23 protein-coding genes are annotated in these 20645 nt (G+C 48.6%); 12 read left to right on the forward strand and 11 right to left on the reverse strand.

Annotation, left to right across the window (positions count from 1 at the left end):
* The first annotated feature begins 57 nt into the window (after window positions 1-57).
* Both uvrA and BRW63_RS01540 read left to right on the forward strand, forming a co-directional pair.
* Entirely contained in the window at window positions 58-3084 is a 3027-nt protein-coding gene (gene uvrA, locus BRW63_RS01535) for an excinuclease ABC subunit UvrA (protein ID WP_083582615.1), read from the forward strand.
* Between the two features lie 61 nt (window positions 3085-3145).
* Window positions 3146-4000 carry an alpha/beta fold hydrolase gene (locus tag BRW63_RS01540; protein ID WP_073069135.1) on the forward strand — a complete coding sequence of 285 codons (855 nt, stop codon included), beginning with the start codon at window positions 3146-3148 and terminating at the stop codon, window positions 3998-4000.
* 95 nt (window positions 4001-4095) lie between these two features.
* Here the strand turns inward: BRW63_RS01540 and BRW63_RS01545 are convergent, their stop codons facing one another.
* Window positions 4096-4425, reverse strand: coding sequence for an STAS domain-containing protein (locus tag BRW63_RS01545; protein ID WP_073069136.1), 330 nt, complete (start codon window positions 4423-4425; stop codon window positions 4096-4098).
* A gap of 639 nt (window positions 4426-5064) precedes the next feature.
* On the opposite strand from BRW63_RS01545, the gene BRW63_RS01550 reads away from it, so the two are divergent.
* Together BRW63_RS01550 and BRW63_RS01555 are read left to right on the forward strand one after the other, a co-directional pair.
* Window positions 5065-5214: a chlorophyll a/b-binding protein gene (locus BRW63_RS01550; protein WP_073069137.1), complete on the forward strand. Its 150-nt coding sequence runs from the start codon at window positions 5065-5067 to the stop codon at window positions 5212-5214.
* A 249-nt stretch (window positions 5215-5463) separates the two neighbouring features.
* On the forward strand, window positions 5464-5739 hold the full coding sequence (locus tag BRW63_RS01555; protein WP_073069138.1) for a hypothetical protein: 276 nt from the start codon (window positions 5464-5466) through the stop codon (window positions 5737-5739).
* Between the two features lie 20 nt (window positions 5740-5759).
* Here the strand turns inward: BRW63_RS01555 and smpB are convergent, their stop codons facing one another.
* Complete coding sequence (smpB, locus tag BRW63_RS01560) at window positions 5760-6227, reverse strand: SsrA-binding protein SmpB (protein ID WP_073069139.1); 468 nt, start codon at window positions 6225-6227, stop codon at window positions 5760-5762.
* A gap of 339 nt (window positions 6228-6566) precedes the next feature.
* Between smpB and BRW63_RS01565 the strand changes: the two genes are divergently transcribed.
* Together BRW63_RS01565 and BRW63_RS01570 are read left to right on the forward strand one after the other, a co-directional pair.
* Window positions 6567-8156, forward strand: coding sequence for an ammonium transporter (locus BRW63_RS01565; RefSeq protein ID WP_219898277.1), 1590 nt, complete (start codon window positions 6567-6569; stop codon window positions 8154-8156).
* Between the two features lie 210 nt (window positions 8157-8366).
* Window positions 8367-9863, forward strand: a complete 1497-nt coding sequence (locus tag BRW63_RS01570) for an ammonium transporter (RefSeq protein ID WP_244913141.1) — start codon at window positions 8367-8369, stop codon at window positions 9861-9863.
* Between the two features lie 106 nt (window positions 9864-9969).
* Here BRW63_RS01570 and BRW63_RS29405 read toward each other — a convergent pair whose 3' ends face one another.
* Window positions 9970-10104, reverse strand: a complete 135-nt coding sequence (locus BRW63_RS29405) for a hypothetical protein (RefSeq protein ID WP_262983509.1) — start codon at window positions 10102-10104, stop codon at window positions 9970-9972.
* An 18-nt stretch (window positions 10105-10122) separates the two neighbouring features.
* Window positions 10123-10212 carry a cytochrome b6-f complex subunit PetN gene (gene petN, locus BRW63_RS01575; RefSeq protein WP_073069140.1) on the reverse strand — a complete coding sequence of 30 codons (90 nt, stop codon included), beginning with the start codon at window positions 10210-10212 and terminating at the stop codon, window positions 10123-10125.
* Window positions 10213-10300: 88 nt separating this feature from the next.
* Between petN and BRW63_RS01580 the strand changes: the two genes are divergently transcribed.
* Together BRW63_RS01580 and BRW63_RS01585 are read left to right on the forward strand one after the other, a co-directional pair.
* Window positions 10301-10756, forward strand: a complete 456-nt coding sequence (locus BRW63_RS01580) for a hypothetical protein (RefSeq protein ID WP_219898279.1) — start codon at window positions 10301-10303, stop codon at window positions 10754-10756.
* A gap of 644 nt (window positions 10757-11400) precedes the next feature.
* Window positions 11401-11856, forward strand: coding sequence for a hypothetical protein (locus tag BRW63_RS01585; RefSeq protein WP_073069141.1), 456 nt, complete (start codon window positions 11401-11403; stop codon window positions 11854-11856).
* Window positions 11857-11983: 127 nt separating this feature from the next.
* Here BRW63_RS01585 and BRW63_RS01590 read toward each other — a convergent pair whose 3' ends face one another.
* The 3 genes from BRW63_RS01590 to BRW63_RS01595 form a co-directional block, all read right to left on the reverse strand.
* Window positions 11984-12649: an SDR family oxidoreductase gene (locus tag BRW63_RS01590; RefSeq protein WP_073069142.1), complete on the reverse strand. Its 666-nt coding sequence runs from the start codon at window positions 12647-12649 to the stop codon at window positions 11984-11986.
* A gap of 77 nt (window positions 12650-12726) precedes the next feature.
* Window positions 12727-12849 carry a hypothetical protein gene (locus BRW63_RS29760; protein ID WP_342352994.1) on the reverse strand — a complete coding sequence of 41 codons (123 nt, stop codon included), beginning with the start codon at window positions 12847-12849 and terminating at the stop codon, window positions 12727-12729.
* 2 nt (window positions 12850-12851) lie between these two features.
* Window positions 12852-13316, reverse strand: a complete 465-nt coding sequence (locus BRW63_RS01595; RefSeq protein ID WP_317615777.1) for a Uma2 family endonuclease — start codon at window positions 13314-13316, stop codon at window positions 12852-12854.
* 246 nt (window positions 13317-13562) lie between these two features.
* Between BRW63_RS01595 and BRW63_RS01600 the strand changes: the two genes are divergently transcribed.
* Window positions 13563-13946 carry a hypothetical protein gene (locus BRW63_RS01600; protein ID WP_073069143.1) on the forward strand — a complete coding sequence of 128 codons (384 nt, stop codon included), beginning with the start codon at window positions 13563-13565 and terminating at the stop codon, window positions 13944-13946.
* A gap of 70 nt (window positions 13947-14016) precedes the next feature.
* Here BRW63_RS01600 and BRW63_RS01605 read toward each other — a convergent pair whose 3' ends face one another.
* A complete protein-coding gene (locus BRW63_RS01605) occupies window positions 14017-14334 on the reverse strand; it encodes a slr1957 family protein (protein WP_073069144.1) in 318 nt (105 codons plus the stop codon).
* 249 nt (window positions 14335-14583) lie between these two features.
* Here BRW63_RS01605 and BRW63_RS01610 point away from each other — a divergent pair, with 249 nt between their 5' ends.
* Entirely contained in the window at window positions 14584-15300 is a 717-nt protein-coding gene (locus tag BRW63_RS01610) for a carbonic anhydrase (protein WP_073069145.1), read from the forward strand.
* Here the strand turns inward: BRW63_RS01610 and BRW63_RS01615 are convergent.
* Window positions 15290-16084, reverse strand: coding sequence for a DUF6816 family protein (locus BRW63_RS01615; RefSeq protein WP_073069146.1), 795 nt, complete (start codon window positions 16082-16084; stop codon window positions 15290-15292). The two genes, BRW63_RS01610 and BRW63_RS01615, sit on opposite strands and share 11 nt — an antisense overlap.
* Before the next feature lie 4 nt (window positions 16085-16088).
* Window positions 16089-17291 (reverse strand): 4-hydroxy-3-methylbut-2-enyl diphosphate reductase, encoded by a 1203-nt coding sequence (locus BRW63_RS01620; protein WP_073069147.1) that lies wholly within the window; start codon window positions 17289-17291, stop codon window positions 16089-16091.
* Window positions 17292-17500: 209 nt separating this feature from the next.
* Between BRW63_RS01620 and BRW63_RS01625 the strand changes: the two genes are divergently transcribed.
* Both BRW63_RS01625 and BRW63_RS01630 read left to right on the forward strand, forming a co-directional pair.
* Window positions 17501-18523, forward strand: coding sequence for a DUF389 domain-containing protein (locus BRW63_RS01625; RefSeq protein ID WP_073069148.1), 1023 nt, complete (start codon window positions 17501-17503; stop codon window positions 18521-18523).
* 83 nt (window positions 18524-18606) lie between these two features.
* On the forward strand, window positions 18607-19653 hold the full coding sequence (locus BRW63_RS01630; RefSeq protein ID WP_073069298.1) for an AI-2E family transporter: 1047 nt from the start codon (window positions 18607-18609) through the stop codon (window positions 19651-19653).
* Window positions 19654-19686: 33 nt separating this feature from the next.
* Here BRW63_RS01630 and BRW63_RS01635 read toward each other — a convergent pair whose 3' ends face one another.
* Window positions 19687-20547 carry a GDSL-type esterase/lipase family protein gene (locus tag BRW63_RS01635; protein WP_073069149.1) on the reverse strand — a complete coding sequence of 287 codons (861 nt, stop codon included), beginning with the start codon at window positions 20545-20547 and terminating at the stop codon, window positions 19687-19689.
* Window positions 20548-20645 lie beyond the last annotated feature (98 nt).

Consider the following 20645-nt stretch of genomic DNA (forward strand, 5'->3'; position numbering starts at 1 on the left):
AACTAGATTGCTAGCTGGAGCGATAGAATCATTAAGGACTATTTCATCGCGTCCTCAATGCCAAAGCGTGTCAGCAAATCTAACAGCCCCGACGTGAAGACTCTAAGTGACGACTTAGACTCGATCGCCAAACCCTCAAGCCCGGCATCCCTGAATACGATTCGGGTGCGAGGTGCCAGACAGCATAATTTAAAAAATATTGACATAGAGTTGCCTCGTGATCGTCTAATTGTCTTCACGGGCGTGTCGGGTTCTGGCAAGTCATCGCTGGCGTTTGACACCATTTTTGCAGAGGGGCAACGGCGCTATGTAGAATCGCTAAGTGCTTACGCGCGGCAATTTTTGGGACAGGTCGATAAACCTGATGTCGATGCGATCGAAGGACTCAGCCCCGCGATTTCGATCGATCAAAAGTCCACCTCTCACAACCCGCGATCGACCGTCGGCACTGTCACCGAAATCTACGACTATTTGCGACTGCTTTACGGACGCGCTGGAGAGCCGCACTGTCCTCACTGCGATCGTTCGATTACACCGCAAACCGTCGATCAGATGGTCGATCGCGTCATGGAATTGCTAGATCGGACTCGATTTCAAGTGTTGGCTCCAGTAGTGCGCGGCAAAAAAGGCACCCATCGCAAAACGATTTCTAGCCTCAGCGCTGAAGGATTTGTGCGAATTCGAGTCGATGGAGAAGTGCGAGAGTTAAGCGACTCGATCGAGCTAGACAAAAATCAACTGCACACGATCGAAATTGTGGTCGATCGGCTCGTCAAAAAAGAAGGCATTGAAGAACGCCTCGTCGATTCGCTCACAACCTGCTTAAAGCACTCCAACGGCATCGCCATCATCGACTTGATGAAAGAGGAACCGAGCAACGTCGTCGATATCAAATCACAACAAAGTCTCAAAGCGGCTGAAAAAGGAGGAGCCTATCAAACCGAGGAGCAAAAACCGGATCACCCTACCGAACTCGTCTTTTCAGAAAACTTCGCCTGTCCTGAACACGGCGCAGTCATGGAGGAGCTATCGCCGCGTCTGTTTTCGTTTAACTCACCTTATGGCGCGTGTCCCAACTGTCACGGCTTGGGCAGTCACCGCAAGTTCTCGCCCGATCTGGTGATCCCGAATCCGAAATTGCCTGTATATGCCGCGATCGCGCCTTGGTCAGACAAAGACAACACCTACTATCTGTCGCTGATTTGCAGCGTAGCAGATGCCTTTAAGTTTGACATTCAGACCCCGTGGGAAAAACTCGCCCCTGAGCATCAGCAGGTCTTGCTGCACGGCTCTAAAGACCCAATTTGGATCGAGGCAGACTCTCGCTATCGAGAAAGCAAAGGCTATAACCGCCGCTATGAAGGGGCTTTGCCACTATTAGAACGGCAATATCAAGAAAGTTCTTCTGACCTCTATAAGCAAAAGTTAGAACAATATTTGATCGATCAGCCTTGCGACGACTGTCAGGGCAAACGACTTAAGCCAGAAGCCATTGCCGTGCGGCTCGGACAGTTTCGGATCACTGATTTAACGAGCGTTTCGATTCGTGACTGTCTGCATCGAGTCAACAGTTTAAAGTTGACCGATCGTCAAGCTCAGATCGGTGATCTCGTGCTGCGAGAAATCAAAGCGCGGCTGCAATTCCTGCTCGATGTGGGATTGGACTATTTGACGATCGATCGTACTGCCATGACGCTCTCAGGCGGCGAAGCGCAACGCATTCGTCTGGCTACTCAAATCGGCGCAGGGTTAACTGGGGTACTCTACGTTCTAGACGAACCCAGTATCGGGCTGCACCAGCGTGATAACACTCGTCTGCTCAACACACTCACCAAACTGCGCGATCTGGGCAACACGCTGATCGTGGTCGAACACGATGAAGAAACGATTCGAGCGGCTGATTATTTGGTGGATATTGGCCCCGGTGCGGGCGTTCACGGTGGACGAATTGTGTCTCAGGGCGACTTAGAAACGCTGCTTAACACTGAAGAATCGTTGACTGGAGCCTACCTATCTAAACGGAAAAGCATTCATACACCTGCCGATCGCCGAGAAGGAAACGGGCGATCGCTGAAGATTCGCAGTGCTGCCCGCAATAACTTAAAAGATATTGATGTCGATATTCCGCTAGGTAAGCTGGTTTCTATTACGGGGGTTTCGGGTTCTGGTAAATCGACGCTGATCAATGAGCTACTCTATCCCGCGATTCAGCATCACTTTGGGCAAAAAATTCCGCAGCCGAGAGAGATGCAGCCCGTCGAAGGGCTAAACGGACTCGATAAAGCGATCGTGATTGACCAATCCCCGATCGGGCGCACTCCGCGATCAAATCCTGCGACCTACACGGGCGTTTTTGACGTGATTCGAGATATTTTTACCGGGACGATCGAGGCAAAAGCCAGAGGCTATAAACCGGGACAGTTTTCGTTTAACGTCAAAGGCGGACGCTGTGAAGCTTGCAGTGGTCAGGGCGTGAACGTGATTGAGATGAACTTCTTGCCCGATGTCTATGTGCAGTGCGAGGTCTGCAAAGGGGCAAGATATAACCGAGACACCTTGCAAGTCAAGTTTAAAAGCAAGTCGATCGCTGATGTTTTAGCGATGACCGTCGAAGAAGCGGCAGAGTTCTTTAAAAACATTCCGCAAGCGTCGGCTCGGCTGCAAACCTTAGCCGATGTTGGTTTAGGCTATATGCGACTCGGACAAACTGCCCCAACGCTCTCTGGCGGCGAAGCTCAACGAGTCAAACTGGCAACCGAACTCTCTCGCCGCGCTACGGGCAAAACCCTCTACCTGATTGACGAGCCGACGACAGGTTTATCGTTCTACGACGTTCACAAACTGCTAGACGTGGTGCAACGGCTAGTAGACAAAGGCAACTCTGTGCTTGTGATTGAACACAACATGGATGTGATTCGCTGCTCAGACTGGATTATTGATCTAGGCCCTGAAGGCGGCAATTTGGGCGGCGAAATTGTGGCGATCGGCACCCCTGAAGAGGTGGCAAAAAATCCCGCTTCCTACACAGGGCAATATCTCAAACATGTTTTAGAGCAGTATCCTGTGACTCCAGTTATGGCTTAAGACGGGGGAGCTAATTGGGATTAGTCGCTAAACTTCATCTAGTCCCTATTACGCACTTCTCATGGAAGAAACTTGGCAACACGAGTGCATTCACACCAATGGCATTAACTTGCATTATGTGACCCAGGGTGAAGGGCCACTAATGCTGATGCTGCATGGATTTCCTGAATTTTGGTATTCCTGGCGCAAGCAGATTCCCGAATTTGCCAAAGATCACAAAGTGGTTGCGATCGACCTCCGCGGCTACAACGACAGCGACAAACCTGCCGACAAAGAAGCCTATGTGATGGCTGAGTTTGTAGCAGATGTGAAAGGCGTGATTGAGGAATTGGGATACGATCGCTGCGTTCTAGTCGGGCATGATTGGGGCGGCGCGATCGCTTGGAACTTTGCCTACGCCTATCCCAATCTGGTCGAAAAACTGATCATTCTCAACTTGCCCCATCCCGCAAAGTTTGCCGAAGGGCTTCGCACACCTCAGCAGTTGCTTCGCAGTTCCTATATGTTTTTGTTTCAGCTTCCGATCGTGCCAGAAGTGCTGATTCAACTCGGTGACTACAAGGCTCTAGAATCTGCATTTTTAGGAATGGCAGTCAATAAAGCCGCTTTTACTCAACAAGATATTGATGCCTATAAGGATGCGTTTGCCAAGCGCGGCGCATTGACAGCAGCCCTCAACTATTACCGCAATATCTTCAAGCAAGGGCTGACAAGCCAAGACTGGAGCGTGTTAGACGTTCCGACTCTAATGATTTGGGGCGAAAGTGACACCGCTCTAGGTAAAGAATTGACCTACGGCACAGAAGCTTACGTACGAGACTTTCAGATCAAATACATTCCCAACTGTAGCCACTGGGTGCAACAAGAACAGCCACAGCTCGTCAATCAATACATCCGCGAGTTTTTGTCAAAATAGACTGCGGTAAAAGGGCACGGCATCTCGTGCCCCTACCGTACGGACATGGCACTGCCGTGTCCGTATGCAGATCTATCACATTCACAAATACTCTGTTATGCAGCTAGAGCGATCGCAGGGCTGTCTGTCTCCTCAGATCTGGGGAGAACCTCAAAAACCTCATTCATTCCGGTCAGTTCCAATAGCATTCTGACCTGCTCACTCACCGAGCAGAGAAAGAGTCGCTTGTTTGCCTCACGGACTCGCTTATAACTCATTACTAAAGCCATCAATCCGGGGCTGCTCGTGAATTCTACTCGGCTAAAATCGATTAGCACGACATCAGCATCCGCCTGAAGCGCCAACTCGGTTTGGTGATGGAATTGAGCGATCGAGCCATCGTCGATCGATGCAGGAAACTTGATAGTTCTCGTTAAAAAATCCATACAGTGCCACCTAATTATTGTGTTAAACTTTACAAAACTAAATACCTTGTCCCTTTACTGGTGGCAGGTCTGATGCCGCGAAGTATAGAGAAGATAACTGAGAGCCTTATTAGAAACCTTCGCAGATTTCGGAATGGAAGTCTGATAAGTAGCTAACAAAACGTCAACAAAACTTGTTCTTAAACCACGATTAACAACTGATATTCACAATACTAGGTTGCTTTTTATGAATGATTCATCTATCTAGAGAAAGAAGATTTTTGGTGTATAAAGACACGATTGAAGGTCATAATTCGTGTAGGTAAACGCTTTTCTTCCAGAGTTCAATGCTGCTAACATTCCGGCTCATCAAGCCCCTCAATCAAGATATGTTCTTGTTGGTCGGGGCGAGATCCACTCGTCGCAACTAACAAATACAAAACACCTTAACAGTTTGTATTTTAAGTTACCTTTTATTTCTCTACTTTCTACCCTGAATAAACCAACGGCTTTGGTGATTATGAAGTAAGCATATTTAAAACTCAGAATTAGTGATCTTTTCCCTGTTAGGAATTGGTTTAAGATTACCTCTGTACATAGACAGCAACTCTAAAAAAGGTAACTAACATTCAAGATATAAAGCGTTCTAGGAACTTAACAATGGAAACGCGCTCTAGTACTGACTTACCCCCCGTCTCTACTGAATACAACGGCAAAGACCGCAATGCGTTTCTGTTTGGCTGGATTCCTCAAACTGAACTCTGGAACGGACGGCTTGCCATGATTGGATTTCTGGCTTATTTGGTCTAGGATCTTGCTGGTCACAGTGTCGTTCGTGATGACGTGCTGCATCTAGTTAGCTGCTCACCTCACTAGGTCGAGAGACTTCACGATCGCACCTCTTCCCAACTAGAGGCGGCTTCAACCATTCACGCCAGCTAAAAAATAAGAGGTGAAGGGGCGACTTATCAAGGTAAGTCGTCTCCTTGTTTTGGGTAGCTCCATCAAGCTGAGGAAATGTCAGAATGGTGACACTGGCTAGAGCTGAAGAGGTTTATCATGCAAAGTCTGCTTGCGATCGCTGTGTTTGTGATGTTGACAGGTGGAGTTATTTTTGGTGTCTCCCGCTATCGCCACCCAGCCAAATCAGAGCAACCTACAGAACTGCAAGACTCCACCGCTACCGCCCCACCTGCGATCGCAGCGATGCTGGTTTCCGATCAGGCAACAGTACATTCAGAACCAGAATTTAAACCATCGGCGATCGCAGACCCTTGGGAGATCGACTCGACTCCTACGATCGCTGCATTAACTGAAGAAGGAATGCCTGACTGAAAAATCTCGTGTTACCCGCATTAGTAGTTCTTCAACGCCCGCTGCATGTCTCGCTGATCGTCACGCTTCTTGATATCTTCTCGCTTGTCGTAGAGCTTTTTGCCTCGCGCCAACCCGATATCGACCTTTACCCAGCCCCGCTTCATATACATCTTGAGCGGCACCAGCGTTAAGCCTTGCTGCTCTACTCTGCCAAGCAACTTGCGGATCTCTGCCCGATGCAGTAAAAGCTTGCGAGTCCGACGGGGATCGTGGTTAAAAAACTGGCTAGCGGTTCGATGCGGAGAAATATGGACGTTGAGCAGCATCACCTCTCCATCTCGAATCAAGGCAAAGCCATCTCTGAGGTTGACCTTGCCTTCTCGAATCGATTTGACCTCGGTTCCGACTAACTCAATGCCAGCTTCATAGGTTTCCAGAATCTCGTACTGGAAGCGCGCATGGCGGTTGTCGCTAACAATTTTGAAACTTTCACTCTTTTCACTCATTTTTTTATCTTAAACCGTCAAATCATAAAAAAAATGCCCCCGGAGGTCAGTGGAGGCATTACTTAAGGAGTGATGAAGCAGAGATAGTACAAGAATACTGCTAAAAGCGAATTTGTCAACTTATTTCTAGCGCGAATGAAGCAGCCCGATCTTAGTCTCTCAAACAATCGTAGTCTCTCAAACAATTGGGAAAAGCCAATGATCAGTCTTCAAAATCGTAATCATGTAGACCAAAAACTGTAACAAGCAAGACAAATTAGAACCTGGAAGTCCTTCAGTATTTGATTCATTCTGAAAAACTTTCTTATTCGTCCGTCCACTCACCTACAGAACCTTGTCATGATGCACCGAGCAACGCTCAAAAAAGTTCAGCCTGCCCTGAAGCAACGTCAATTATTCAGTCGATCTTCTAAATGGTTCTCTCCAAGTTGGTATGCCAAACGTTTGACACCCAGTTGGCAAGCTTGCATTCCACTCGCACTGACGATCGTGCTGGGGTGGAGCTATGCAGGAATGACTCAAACCCCCCCGACGTTAGAAAGTGTCTCTCAGGCAACCGCCGAGTTGAAAGTTGGCATCGATACTATGTGGGTGATGATCGCCGCAATGCTAGTGTTCTTCATGAATGCTGGTTTTTGTATGCTCGAAACGGGGATGTGTCGCCAGAAAAACGCAGTCAATGTGCTGTCAAAAAACCTGGTTGTCTTTGCGCTCTCAACGGTTGCGTTTTGGGCACTCGGCTTTGGGCTAATGTTTAGCAACAGCAATAACTTTTTGGGGGTCAGTGGCGGATTTTTTCTTTCAGGGGCAGACAATAGTCCGGCGATCGGAGATGCCTATCAGGGCATTTTCTCGGCCCTCAATTGGACGGGCGTTCCGCTCGGTGCAAAGTTTTTCTTTCAGCTAGTGTTTGCCGGAACAGCAGCCACGATCGTGTCAGGTGCGGTTGCAGAGCGCATCAAATTCTTTGACTTTTTGATCTTCAGTCTGCTGCTAGTCGGCATCGCTTACCCAATCACCGGGCACTGGATCTGGGGCGGCGGTTGGCTGGCAGATGCAGGATTTTATGACTTTGCAGGCTCGACGGTCGTTCATGCGGTCGGTGGCTGGGCTGCCCTGATGGGAGCCGCCTTTCTCGGGCCCAGAATCGGCAAATATAACGCCGATGGCTCTGCGAATGCATTGCCTGCTCACAACATGAGCATTGCGACGCTGGGGGCGCTGATTTTGTGGTTGGGCTGGTTTGGCTTTAACCCTGGCTCCACAATGGGCGTAGGCAACGGCTCACTGATTGCTCACATTGCGTTGACTACCAACACCGCTGGCGCATTTGGGGCGCTGGCTGCCACCATCACTGCCTGGGTAGTTTTGGGTAAGCCTGACCTCTCAATGATCATCAATGGATTGTTGGCAGGGTTGGTTGCGATTACGGCTTCCTGTGCCTTTGTCAGTGTCACCTCAGCGGCGATTATTGGCACGATCGGCGGCATTTTAGTTGTGTTTGCAGTGGGCTTTTTTGACAAAATACACATCGACGATCCGGTTGGGGCGGTGTCTGTTCACCTGGTTAATGGGGTTTGGGGCACCTTGGCGCTTGGTTTGTTTAGTCAAGCAGGACAGTTTGGGGCAGCACCCGCACCCGCAGCAGGGCTATTGTTTGGCGGGGGAATTAGTCAGCTTTGGCTACAGGTTTTAGGGACAATTTCTGTGGGCGGGGCTACCGTTCTGCTGTCTAGCATTTTCTGGCTCGCTCTCAAGTCAACATTAGGAATTCGCGTCAGTGCTGAAGAAGAGTTTGAGGGTTTAGACATTTCAGAACACGGCATGGAAGCTTATGCGGGTTTTGTGAAGGAAGCTTCAGGACTTTCGTCTAGTGGAACCAGTGGCGTAACTAGCGGTATCTCAAGTGCAACTAACCCATATCCATAAGGTTTCTCTTTCAGATTAAAAGGAGGGAGGTTGAGGCACGATCGGGCTTTAACCTCCCTCCTTTTTTTGGCTGATTCAAAATTTTACTTAAATGGGCAAACCATAAAATTTCTCAATTAAACTCATGCTTTCGTAGCAACAAAGAATGCAACAGTCAATTAATAAAAATAAAAAGGTATTCCGCTATACAGAACTAAATGGTGTAAAACTGTGGAATTCAATGATACCAATCAGGTTCGGTTGATAGCCGAATCTGAGTTCTTGGCGTTGAGGGTTGAAAGTTCAGTGTTGAATAAAATCTTAATGACGGGGCTGGCAGCGCTAGCACTGCTGAATGGTCCTTTGATTTCAAGTGCCTTGGCTGCTGATGATCCGATCAAAGCAGCAACAGATGCAGCGGCAGCAGCCCAAGTTTCGGGAGACACGGCATTCATGCTGATCTCGGCAGCCCTCGTGCTGTTGATGACTCCTGGGCTGGCGTTTTTCTATGGCGGCTTTGTCAGAACGCGCAACGTCCTCAACACCATGATGATGAGCTTCATCCTCATGGGCATTGTGGGCACCTCCTGGATTTTGTGGGGCTATAGCCTCGCATTTGCACCGGGAAATTCATTTATTGGCGGCTTGCAGTGGCTGTTCTTAAACGGGGTTGGGCTAGAGACTACCGACTACTTGAAAGGCACTCAACCGGATGCAGTCGTGTCTTACGCGGCTACGATTCCTCACCAAACCTTTATGATTTACCAGGCGATGTTCGCCATCATCACCCCGGCGCTGATCTCTGGGGCGATCGTCGAGCGCATTAGCTTCAAGGCTTACTTCTGGTTCATCGTTCTGTGGTCATCGATTCTTTACCCAATTTTTGCTCACATGGTTTGGGCAAAGGGCGGATTCCTAGGCTTATATGGCGGCATCGGTGCTTTAGACTTTGCGGGCGGCACCGTCGTGCATATTAGCTCTGGAGTTTCGGCACTGGTAGCGGCTTGGGTGATTGGTCCTCGCAAAACCTATCCAAACCAGCCTGCTGCGCCTCACAACGTTCCTTTTATCCTGTTGGGTGCAGGTTTACTGTGGTTTGGCTGGTTTGGCTTTAACGCTGGAAGCGCGTTAGCTTCTGGCTCTCTAGCAACCGTGGCATTTGTTGCCACCAACACGTCTGCTGCTGCGGCGGCTCTGATGTGGGTAATTTTAGAATGGGTGCTGCGCGGCAAACCGACGGCGGTTGGCATTGCAACAGGTGCAGTTGCAGGGCTGGTAGGCATTACGCCTGCGGCAGGATTTGTGACTCCAGTGAGTGCAATCTTGATTGGTGCAATTACGGCAACGGCTTGCTTCTTTGCCATCAGCTTGAAAGCAAGGCTGCAATTTGACGACTCTTTAGACACCTTTCCGGTTCACGGGATTGGCGGAATCACGGGTGCAATTTTGACAGGGATTTTTGCGACCAAGTTAGTCAACTCGGCAGGTGGCGACGGTCTGTTCTACGGCAATCCGGGTCAGTTGGTGACTCAGTTAATTGCGATCGTGATCACCGTCATCATCGCTGGGGCTGGAACCTTTGTGATTCTTAAAGCGCTCGATGCCACGATCGGGCTGCGAGTCCATCCTGATGTCGAGCTTCAGGGTGTCGATATCAGCGAACACGGTGAAGAAGGCTACGGCGAGGAACTCTCTCCTGGCTTTAGCTTGACCCGCAGCGAATCTTAAAAAGTCTGGTTTTCGAGAAAGGTGAATTATAACGCTCAAAGGCTCCAGATAAGACTCTATGAGAAGAGTTCTATCTGGAGCCTTTGATTAGTTTAAAGGAGAGATCTTATTTCCCTCTGGCTTTTTCTTGCCGTCGTCGGTCGCGCCAATCATTCAAAGTCAGGTAGGCAATTCCACCTGTGACGCTAATCAGCAACACAAATGCGACGACTACGAGAACGCTAAATGCTGTTGATTCCACAATGCCCCCATGCCTTAGTTAGAAGCCGTTACGACCCCAGATCACCATTGAAATTGAGAATGTAAACACTGCCAGCATTGAAACCCAGCCCAAAGTCAAAATATCCATAGCTTCGATAGTAAAAACATTACGAAAGGATGCTAATCATTATCATAATTCAAAGGCGTGATAGCTTTACTTTGGGTTTGGGAATTGCATGATGAATGGTGACATGACGTTGGCAGAGCGGATCGAGTCAATCAAAGCTGGAATGGTTGCTTCTCTGTCGGTGGCGATCGCTTTTTGTGGCGCATCTTTAATCAATCGGCTGATCTTAGCGACTCGGTTTGAGCCGCTGGTAGGGCTGCAAGTGTCTGCGGTCGGGGTGAGTTTTTTGTTGAGTGGCGCGATCGCGGCGATCGCGGGTGTGTTGTTTGGCATCACTTATCGCTACGTAGTTCGGCAAGACCAAAACTCGCACCTCAAATCAGGAGCAGTCTTGGCATTTGGGCTGGTGCGCGGGTTGGCACAAATTGATGTCGGCGTGATGACTCAAGGGAGTTTGTTGCCGTTTGTCGTGCTGGCACTAGAAAGTATTTTATTATTTGCGGTGGCTCGTGTAGTGCTCGATCGGGCGATGAGTGATGGGTGGGTTAAACCCTTCAAATCTTGAGCAAGGGATTGTAATTCAGTTTTGCTTGTTGACCCGAAAGCTCACCCGGAACTCAAGTTCTGGGCTAATAGCCAAAGTCCATTGAAATGGACTGAAATTCTGATTCAGTGTTCTTCAGAGCACTTTCGCTGTGAGCCAGGAAATTGATTAAAATTTGCTTAGGAACGTGGATTTATTAAGGTGTAACTTCTCGCCATCTCCCTAAGGAGCTACGGTGTACACCACTCTTTGTCGCTGCGTTTGGGTCGGCTTCAGCCCCCTAAATCCCCCATTCTGGGGGACTTTGAGCTAAGACTCTGGTTTCAAAGTCCCTCACTCGTGGGGGATTTAGGGGGCAAAAGCCTCGGCGATGACAAATCAGAGGACTTTTACAGGTTATTTAATCCACGATCCTTAGTGTCATTCATTAGCGCCAATGTAAAGTAAAAGTATCCGGGCAATCTGGTTCAGGCGAAAGTGGCAAAAGGCGGTATTTCTCATCCTATTAGTTTCATATTTTCTTGCTCTATTGTATATGGCAAGTCATTTCAGTTATCTCTGCAAAATCTCTTGAAAGGGACGAAAGCTGTATCACAGATTGACTTATCTAAATCACAGCAAGAACTAACTTTGGATTCAAAATAACTTACTTCGGGAAACTATTGATGACGGACAAGATGACCCAAGCGATCGCCGCTGGCTTGGCTGGAATTAGCCTGATGGTTACTAGTGCAGGTTGCTCTCCCACACAGACAAATGTGGCTCAACAGCCAAATGCCACTCAACAGCCAAATGCCACTCAACAGCCAACTGCGGCTCAACAGTTTTCCTGCACTGGAGTTAAAGTCAACGGCTGGAACTATGATGCACAATTTCGGAATGGTCGCTTTACACAAATTACCTGGACGCGATCGGGACAGCCAACGCAGGTCTCGCCACTGACGTTCGATCGCAACAATGAACAAGGACAGCCTATCTACCGAGGATCATTCCAGGGAGCCACTGCAATTTCGCTGGTGGATTTAGGACAAGGCAATGTGCGTCCGGGTTCACAAGTCTCAGTCGGAACCGAAGAATGGGGCTGGGCGAGAGGAACCTGTGCGATCGCGAGTGCAGGTTGAATCTAGCTCGACGGGCTGGTTTGCCGATCTGCGGCTGACGATGAGCAATAACAATTTTCTGGTGGACTTGACCACAGTCAGCCGCGACAACTGACGCAGGATTTTGAACCGACTCTTGAGCAGATTGTTAAACTGCGAATTCCTCAAAGGTCGCATCGCTGTAGGTCATGGTGCGATCGACCGCCGAAAAAATCTTGTTATTCGTGCGATCGCTCTTCAAACAACGACAAACCAAGTCAGCAACATCGGCACGATGAATGGTGCCCGCAATTTTAGGATCTTCGGTCAGAACGCCATTCCCAGTCGCGGGTTCAGATTTCAAACCGCCTGGACGAATGATCGTGTAGGTTAAGCCACTGGCAATTAAATGCTGTTCGGCTTTTTCTTTTTCTGCCAACACTTCTTTTAAAGCCTCAAATGCCTGGAGCGGCAGAGCGGCGACACTCTCACCACTGCCGATCGAGGTGACTAGAATGAATCGCTTCACCCCAGCTTTGACGGCAGCGTCAATCAAGTTTTTGTTGCCTGTGTAGTCGGAGCGTTCTCCATCTTGGGGTTTGCCTCCGATCGTGCTGATCACGAGGTCGATCGGGCTTCCTGCCATTGCTTGCTCAATTTGTTCGAGATTGAGGGCATCTCCGATCGCCGTTTCAACACCCATTGTCTGCAATTCAGTCGCGATCAATTCTGATCTCAAGAACGCTTTGACTGATGTGTCTTGGGCAAGCAACCCCTTGAGAATTTCTCGCCCGACTCCCTGACTCGCCCCGGCTAAAAAAACGTGATTTGACATCGTTACCTCAACTGCGACACCGCAACTTACAAATTCAGATCTAGACAATTGATTTTAGGGTTTGCTCAACGATCGTGCTATCTCCCCGCCCTCAAAATCAGTTCAGCCGTCAATTGCAGATCTGGGAAGGTGGGCGAGTCAACTCGCTCACTACCCCGAAACTCATGAGATTGATAAGCGCCATCTCTGAGGGTCAGCACGGCTACTGCTGCTCTGTCTGGGTCAATCCGCCAAAATTCAGGAATGCCTCGCCCTGCATACCCTTTGGTTTCTCTATATAGTCGCGGTCATAGTTTTCGCTGCCTGGTTTTCCGGGTGAAACGACTTCGATTACCAGCGTTGGAACTGGCATATCTAAACCAAGCAACGCCTGTTTTTGGGTCAAGATTGCGGCGGCTGATGCTTCAGAGTGAACGGTTAGATCAGGTTCTCGCGCCGTTGCCTTAGCAGAGATGACCGCGATTTGCTGCTTGTCTCCTACCCGCTCGATCGAGATTCCCATCTGAATGAAGTACACCAGCAGAAATCTTGCAATCATTGCATTGAGAGGGTTCTCTGGAGCCATTTCAACTAATTCTCCATCAACCAACTCATAACGCCGATCGCTGCCGTCGTCATAGTTCAAATATTCCTCAAACGTTCTAAATCGTGGTTTTGCTTGCGTCATGGCATATCTTCCCTACTTTGCCCTTTAACGGGGCTAAGTGCCAACCTAAAACTCTGAATCTCTCGACTCATTAAAGTTTAGCGAATATTGGTTAGCAACTCTGTAAGATCACTTATTCTTGATTAATAGCGAATTTAGATCGGAAATCAAACCTGGTTTGGGTAGAGAAAGCCGTCTACTAAAGTTGACAGTCTCTGATTAGATTGAAGTAGACCGATCGTATCTTTGAGTTTATAGGAGTTTGCTGTGAACCAGAACAGCCTCAACAATCTTCAATTAAGTATTACTGGCTTTGGACGCATTTTAACCATTATTGGGTTTGCGTGGCTGCTCGCGGCATTGGGGCTGGGCTGGTTGGTGAAGTCGTTTTTTGTGCTGCTGGCACTATTGCTGCTTGCGCCAGTGGTCGCGTTTTTGGGCTTTCGCTGGTGGCTTCAGAAAAATATCGTGCAGGATGCTTGCCCAGTCTGTCGCTATGAGTTTACGGGTTTTAATGGGGCAGAGATTCAGTGCCCTAACTGCGGAGAAGCGGTGCAGGTTGAGCAAGGGCGCTTTAAGCGGCTAACGCCTGTGGGCACGATCGATGTCGATGCTGTCGAGGTTTCGGCAACGACGATCGACGACAGCTAAAGGCAAGTTTTGAATAAAAAAGGTAGACATCATTGGCTACCTTTTTTGTATGTCCAAAATTTTATAGACGCTAATCTTCTTCGTCTTCTAAGTGGGCAACGACGATCGCGCAAAAGCCAAATGCCAACACGATCGGCATGGGTGACTCCAAGAAGTAGCCCGAAGCGGCGGCAACGATCGTGCCGACCATGGCAGATAGACCCCACAACCGTTCGCTGGTGGTAAGCCCTCTCTCAGCTTTGATGGCTCTTAACACTTTTGTTGGAATGGGGACAGGCATGACTGCGTTAGGAGGAAATGCCCAATAGCTCGATCGCTCCTTAAACCAATCTGTCCAGCCGTTTTCTTGGCACCAATCAGAAATCCATTGTTCACAATAATGATTCATATTCAAGTGTGAACTATCACCATTTCATTCAATGACCCTAACAAAACTGGTTCTGTGATGACAGTCAAAGACAATAAAGTTTACTCACTCAAGGGTTAGTGTAATCTTTTTTAACTTGCTTCACTGCTTTATAAATATTTCTCGCAGCCATAGCCATGAAATTCTAAGAAGCTTGTTTGATTAATGGAAAACTCATAGATTTTATAGAACTATGGGTTGATAAGAAGCCTTATTAATTGAGATACTGCCATGACGATCGATCGATTCTCAGCCAAGTTTTCTAGAAGAACTTTTTTATCTGTCGGAACAGGTGCGATCGCTGCTGGGCTAACGACTAATTTGCTGATTCCCAGTCAGTCCCTGGCTGCCACGCTAACTGAGAGTGCGATAACAATCTCCGCAGACCAAGCGCTCAAGCTATTAGTCAAAGGCAATCAGCGCTATGTATTGCACAAGTTGTCTTACCCACACGCCGATCAGAAACGCCTGTTAGAAGTAGCAAACGGACAAACTCCCTTTGCCGTTATTCTGAGTTGTGCTGACTCGCGCGTGCCCCCCGAACTGGTGTTTGATCAGGGGCTTGGCGACCTATTTGTCGTTCGAGTCGCTGGAAATATTTTAGATAACGCTGTTTTAGGCAGCATCGAGTATGCGGCTCAAAATTTAAACGTTCCGCTTGTGATGGTGTTGGGGCATGAGCGATGCGGCGCAGTTACAGCAGCCGTCAAGGGCGGGAAGGTGGCGGCTCACATTGACTCATTGGTGAAAGCCATTCAACCTGCTGTGGAACAGGCTAAGGGCAAGTCGGGCGACTTGTTAGACAATGCAGTTCGAGCCAATGTGCAACTGGTTGTAGAAAAGATGAGTGTGTCTGAGCCTCTAGCTAGTCTTGTAGAAAACCAGAAACTTAAGATAGTTGGCGGACGCTATGACCTCGATACAGGCACCGTCGAAATTATTGCCTAGAATCACTGAGACTGTTTGGATCGTCTGCCGGAAGAAATTCTAGACGATAGCGATAAAGGGCAACGGGCGTTTCTCCTGCCTTGAAATAGTCGGGGTCTTGCGGAGAGAGATAAACTGCTGTGATCTGGTTTGCCTCGATCGCAGACCCTCGTTTATAAGCCGTAGTCGTTTCAACCTGATTGAGATAAGGCTGAGACGCGCCCCGAAAGACTTGCTGAAAGATTTCTGTGGTGATGAATTGGTCAGCAGCAGGCGTTTCAACCGCTCTGGCGTTGACGATCGAAACAAGCTGACGATCGCCTCGCAGCAAAGTGATCTGCCGATTGGGAGAACTCGGATCGACTTTGACGGCGAGAACTGCTCGATCGCCCAGATAAGCTTTGGCTAAATTCAAGCCGTTGAAGGCGCGATCGGCAACCACTTCTGTCTCACCTGACTTGGATTGCAGCGATTTTAAGATACTCGCGATCGCAGTCTTAACCGATTTCTGCCGCACAAATCGCACATCGAACTCGATCGGCTGATTGAGATAGTCACGATTGCTCTCAAATCCGGGCGTTGTTAAACCGGGAAGGGGTGCCACTAAATCAACCAGCGTACTCTTGACGCGCCAAGTTCCGGCTAGCCACGCGGGATAAGCTAAGTCTCCTTCGGCGGTTTGTACCGTGGGTTTGCTCTGCCAGTCAGGAAAAGCGGCGACTCGTTCTGCCAGGGTTTCTGCTTGAGCGGGAGCGCTGCAAAACAGCCAAATTATAGAGAACAGCAGAGAACAAATAAAATTCATTGTTCTAAAAAACTGCCGCAGCTTTTAGCTCAAAAATTCTCTCAATCACATCGGCGACGACTTTATCGGGCGTAGACGCGCCAGACGTGATGCCAACCACAATTTTGCCGTCAGGAAGCCAGTTTTTGGTGATTTCTAACTCGCGATCGAGCGGCTTGTGTTCAATGCCACTCTTACTAATGCGTTCGGCGCTGTCGATGTGATAAGAGGGAATCTGGCGATCGATCGCAATCTCTTGCAGGTGTGTCGTGTTAGACGAGTTATAGCCACCGATCACGACCATCAAATCGAGTTTTTCATCCACTAGCTCGAACATGGCATCCTGCCGTTCTTGGGTGGCATCGCAAATCGTGTTGAAGCTGAGGAAATGCTGATTAAGCTGATCGGGACCGTATTTTCGCATCATCGTGTGTTCAAACAGTTTGCCGATTTGCTCGGTTTCGCCCTTGAGCATTGTGGTTTGATTGGCGATGCCGACGCGCTCTAAGTCACGATCGGGGTCAAAACCCACCGAGATCGATCGCTGAAACTTGGTCAAAAATTCGTCACGATCGCCGCCGTTGAGAATGTAATTGGCGACATACTCGGCTTCTGCCAAGTTCAAAACGATCAGATAAATTCCGGCAAACGAACTGGTCGCGACTGTTTCTTCGTGGTTATATTTGCCGTGAATAATCGAAGTGTGTGCGACTTTTTTGTGCTTCTCGACGGTGTTCCAGACTTTAGACACCCACGGACAAGTGGTATCGACGATTTTGCAGCCGCGATCGTTGAGAATCTGCATTTCTTGAACACTGGCACCAAACGCAGGCAAAATCACCACGTCGCCTGTTCCGACTCCAGAGAAGTCTTTTTCGCCCTCGATCAGCGAGATAAAATGCACGTTCATCTCTCGCAACCGCTGATTAACTGAGGGATTGTGAATAATCTCATTGGTGATCCAAATCCGCTCGGTGGGGAAGTGTTGGCGAGTTTCATACGCCATCGCGACCGCACGCTCAACGCCCCAGCAAAACCCAAACGCCTCCGCCAATCGAATCGTGACATCGCCTCGCGTCAGCGTGTATTGACGATCGCGGATCTGCTGAATCAAATCACTCTGATATTCCGACTCCATGACTCCCGCGACTTCAGTCTCGTGACCAAACCCTTTGCGGTGATAGTTTTCAGAACTGTTGAGCGATCGCTTAAACGCTTTGGTATCCATCCGGTCTTTTCCCTTCAGTGGCGCTATTGGTCTCTTGGTCTCTACTCGTGATCATAAAGCGGTTGGGTAACAGCGGATGAAATCAAGGGCGAAGGATCAAGTTTTTCTAATAGCAATCTCTATTCCATCCGAAATTTCAAGCTTAGGGGGGAAGTGAACGGATCAGCGTTCGGCTGATAATTTTCAGAGTTTAAAGCAGAGATTCTTCAATGCCAAGCAACCCTCGCAGCCGTTTCACACAATTTAGACAGAAAAACGGGCAGCCAGATCAGGTTCAGCAGTTGCGGGCAGACCTGTTGGATGAGTCTACTCTCAGCACGAGCTACCTCGTTTTGATTGTGGGTTCCTGCGCGATCGCGACGTTTGGCTTACTCTCCAACAGTGCCGCCGTGATTATTGGCGCAATGATTATCGCCCCGTTAATGCTGCCCATTCGCGGATTAGCGTTCGGCGCACTAGCAGGAGACTTAAGGCTGTTTCGCAAAGGCGCGATCGCCGTGACGGTGGGAACGCTGCTTGCAATAGTCATCTCCTCGCTTCTGGGGTTGCTGGTTGGGATACCGAGCTATGGCAGTGAAGTCCTCGCCCGTTCTGAGCCGACTCTTTTAGATTTAGGGATTGCCGTCACGGCAGGAGCCATTAGTGGCTATGCCAAAGCTGAACCCAAAATCTCTGGCACGTTGGCGGGAACGGCGATCGCAGTTGCCCTGATGCCTCCCGTTTGCGTCATCGGCTTAGGACTCTCGCAGGGAAATAGCTCTCTCAGCCTCGGTGCAACGCTGCTCTACCTCACAAACTTGCTCGGAATTACTCTCTCCTGTACATTGACCTTCTTGCTGGTCGGCTATGCTCCATTCAAACGTGCCCAAAAAGCTCTCGTTTGGATGCTCGTGCTGACATCAGTCTTAATCGTTCCTTTGGGAGTCAGCTTTGTCAAACTAGTGCGCCAAGCCCAGCTAGAAACGAGTCTTAAACAGGCTTTACTCGATCGCACTGTGACCTTTCAACGGATGGAACTGCTCAAAATTCAAACAGAATGGCTCATGACTCCACCCGAAGTTTACTTAAGCGTCCGGGCGAAAGAGAACGTTACGCCGCGTCAGGTGCAGTTGCTAGAAGAATTTATCGAGCAGGAAATAGGGAAACCATTCACCCTAATTTTTGAAGTGAATCAAGTTGAAGAAGTCCGACGGCAGGAAGCACCTGCTTCTCTCTCTAAACCCAAGCCATAAAATGGTTCAACAGAAGTCTGATTCCCGCTGTCCGCTGTCATCTATCTTGATTGAGTGACCCTTTCAACGAAGCTGCAAATTTGATGAATCAACCGCCAGAAATACCCAATCACCCATCCTTTTGGAGCCAAATTAGCACGAATGCGCTCGTTCGCTTTCTGCTTTTCTTTGCGTCAGGCTGGGCGTTTGTCGAACTTTTTCGATATTTTGAGTATGTTATTTTTGTATTTACAGCGGCGGCAACTTTAGCGTTAGTTCTCAGCTATCCAGTCCATTATCTAGAGCGATTTCTGCGGCGAAGTGCTGCGCTCGGTATTGTAATTGCGTTGAGCCTGCTTACGATCGTAGTTCTTTTAATTGGAATTGGGTTAATTATCACTACTCAGCTTCAACAGTTAGCCACTGCTCTCTTACAAGTTCTCAACAGTTCAAACAATCCGCTTGAAAGGCTGCAAAGTGGACTGGCAGAGCGAAACATTCCCCTGAATTTAGAAGCGATCGAAGCTCAAATCCGCAATGCATTTGTATTCGGGTTGAATTGGCTGGTTAGCTCTGTGCCCGCTCTTTTAGAAAATTATGTTACTTTTATTATCATTTTGGTGGTCGCCTTCTTTATGCTGGCTGATGGACAAAAGATTTGGCAACTAGTGCTGAAAATGATCCCCGCTCCGCACCGCAGTCGTTTTGCGATCGCGGTTCAAAAAAACTTCATCGGGTTTTTGCGGGGGCAACTGTTCATCTCATTAATTCTGACGATCGCCACGTTTTTAGTGTTTGTCCTGTTTGGCATTCCATTTCCTTTTTTGTTAGCCGCGACAGTTGGCGTTTTAGACGTGATTCCCGGCATCGGAGCCACGTTAGGAGTGAGTGTAATTTGTCTGATTATCTTGGTGCAAAGCGGTTGGCTTGCTGCTTTAAAGGTGCTGATTGTTTGCGTGGTCCTGCAACAGCTTCAAGACAATCTACTGGCTCCTCGCGTCATGCAAAGCACGGTTCACTTAAATCCGATTATTGTATTTTTTGCGCTTTTAGTAGGGACGCGAATGGCGGGTTTGTTGGGAGTCTTTTTATCGATTCCGATCGCCGGAGTCATCGTCAGTTTGTTAGAGATTGAAGAGGTACAAGATTAGCGTTTTAGCAATAGTGGAAAGTTTCGATTACTTTTAAAGTTTCTCAGCAGATTCAGAATCCAATGCCAATTGGCTAAACGTTTGAATCGCCGATCGCCACACTAGATATCCTTGCCGATTTAGGTGCAAGCCGTCGGTGGTAAATTCCGATCGTAAATATCCTTCGTCATCGACCACTAATGGCTGCAAATCGAGATAAAAGACTTCTGCACTTTTGGAGATCGTCTCAAGGGTCTGATTCAGGGTGTGAATCCGTTCGTTAGAAATTTCTAGAAGCTGTTGACGCTTCTCAAGAGTTGCGTCTGGGTTAGCGCCGTGGGGCAAAATCGACTGCACCACAATCTTAGAGTTGGGGTGAGCCTGCTTTAACGCTTCAATAATTTGCTCGTAGGAATCTAACAATTCTTGATCAGAGGTGCCTTTGGTCAGATCGTTGATGCCAATCATTACAAAGATGGCTTGCGGCTCTGTCTGCTCGAACAAACTTAAGCGTTTGAGTAACCCGATCGAGGTTTCGCCAGAGATGCTTTGATTGAGCCAGATGCGATCGCTGGGCAACAACTCAGACGGAAACCAAAGACTTAAAGAATCTCCGGCGAGAATGGTTAAGCGATCGGGCTTATTTTTAACGATGGCTTTGGCTTCTTTGCCCAGCAAGTTGACCCATTGTTGATAAGTGAGTGGGTGCCGTTTTTCGAGTTGGTCGATTGTCGAGGTTAGCTGCTCTGAGGCGATCGGAAGCGGTGAAATTTTAACCTGAGAGGGGCGGCGCGCTGCGGTGCGTTCATGTCTCAGCACTAATAAAACGATGATCGCGATCAGTAGACCGTTGGCTGCGATCGTCAACAACGTCCAGACTGGAAAAGCTTTTTTAGAAGAAGATGCGACTGACATGATGACCCGCGTTGGAATGACCTCGATTGTAGTAGAAGAATGCGGATATGGATTTTTTTAACGGTGCAAAATTTCTGCACCTGCTGCGATCGCACCAG

Source organism: Phormidesmis priestleyi ULC007 (assembly GCF_001895925.1).
GTDB classification, from domain to species: Bacteria; Cyanobacteriota; Cyanobacteriia; order Leptolyngbyales; family Leptolyngbyaceae; genus Phormidesmis_A; species Phormidesmis_A priestleyi_A.

Bases quoted from the DNA above. Each gene is read 5' to 3' on its own strand.
- uvrA (WP_083582615.1), top strand. From the start codon at position 58: ATGCCAAAGCGTGTCAGCAAATCTAACAGCCCCGACGTGAAGACTCTA.
- BRW63_RS01540 (WP_073069135.1), top strand. From the start codon at position 3,146: ATGGAAGAAACTTGGCAACACGAGTGCATTCACACCAATGGCATTAAC.
- BRW63_RS01545 (WP_073069136.1), bottom strand. From the start codon at position 4,425: ATGGATTTTTTAACGAGAACTATCAAGTTTCCTGCATCGATCGACGAT.
- BRW63_RS01550 (WP_073069137.1), top strand. From the start codon at position 5,065: ATGGAAACGCGCTCTAGTACTGACTTACCCCCCGTCTCTACTGAATAC.
- BRW63_RS01555 (WP_073069138.1), top strand. From the start codon at position 5,464: ATGCAAAGTCTGCTTGCGATCGCTGTGTTTGTGATGTTGACAGGTGGA.
- smpB (WP_073069139.1), bottom strand. From the start codon at position 6,227: ATGAGTGAAAAGAGTGAAAGTTTCAAAATTGTTAGCGACAACCGCCAT.
- BRW63_RS01565 (WP_219898277.1), top strand. From the start codon at position 6,567: ATGATGCACCGAGCAACGCTCAAAAAAGTTCAGCCTGCCCTGAAGCAA.
- petN (WP_073069140.1), bottom strand. From the start codon at position 10,212: ATGGATATTTTGACTTTGGGCTGGGTTTCAATGCTGGCAGTGTTTACA.
- BRW63_RS01580 (WP_219898279.1), top strand. From the start codon at position 10,301: ATGATGAATGGTGACATGACGTTGGCAGAGCGGATCGAGTCAATCAAA.
- BRW63_RS01585 (WP_073069141.1), top strand. From the start codon at position 11,401: ATGACGGACAAGATGACCCAAGCGATCGCCGCTGGCTTGGCTGGAATT.
- BRW63_RS01590 (WP_073069142.1), bottom strand. From the start codon at position 12,649: ATGTCAAATCACGTTTTTTTAGCCGGGGCGAGTCAGGGAGTCGGGCGA.
- BRW63_RS01595 (WP_317615777.1), bottom strand. From the start codon at position 13,316: ATGACGCAAGCAAAACCACGATTTAGAACGTTTGAGGAATATTTGAAC.
- BRW63_RS01605 (WP_073069144.1), bottom strand. From the start codon at position 14,334: ATGAATCATTATTGTGAACAATGGATTTCTGATTGGTGCCAAGAAAAC.
- BRW63_RS01610 (WP_073069145.1), top strand. From the start codon at position 14,584: ATGACGATCGATCGATTCTCAGCCAAGTTTTCTAGAAGAACTTTTTTA.
- BRW63_RS01615 (WP_073069146.1), bottom strand. From the start codon at position 16,084: ATGAATTTTATTTGTTCTCTGCTGTTCTCTATAATTTGGCTGTTTTGC.
- BRW63_RS01620 (WP_073069147.1), bottom strand. From the start codon at position 17,291: ATGGATACCAAAGCGTTTAAGCGATCGCTCAACAGTTCTGAAAACTAT.
- BRW63_RS01625 (WP_073069148.1), top strand. From the start codon at position 17,501: ATGCCAAGCAACCCTCGCAGCCGTTTCACACAATTTAGACAGAAAAAC.
- BRW63_RS01630 (WP_073069298.1), top strand. From the start codon at position 18,607: ATGAATCAACCGCCAGAAATACCCAATCACCCATCCTTTTGGAGCCAA.
- BRW63_RS01635 (WP_073069149.1), bottom strand. From the start codon at position 20,547: ATGTCAGTCGCATCTTCTTCTAAAAAAGCTTTTCCAGTCTGGACGTTG.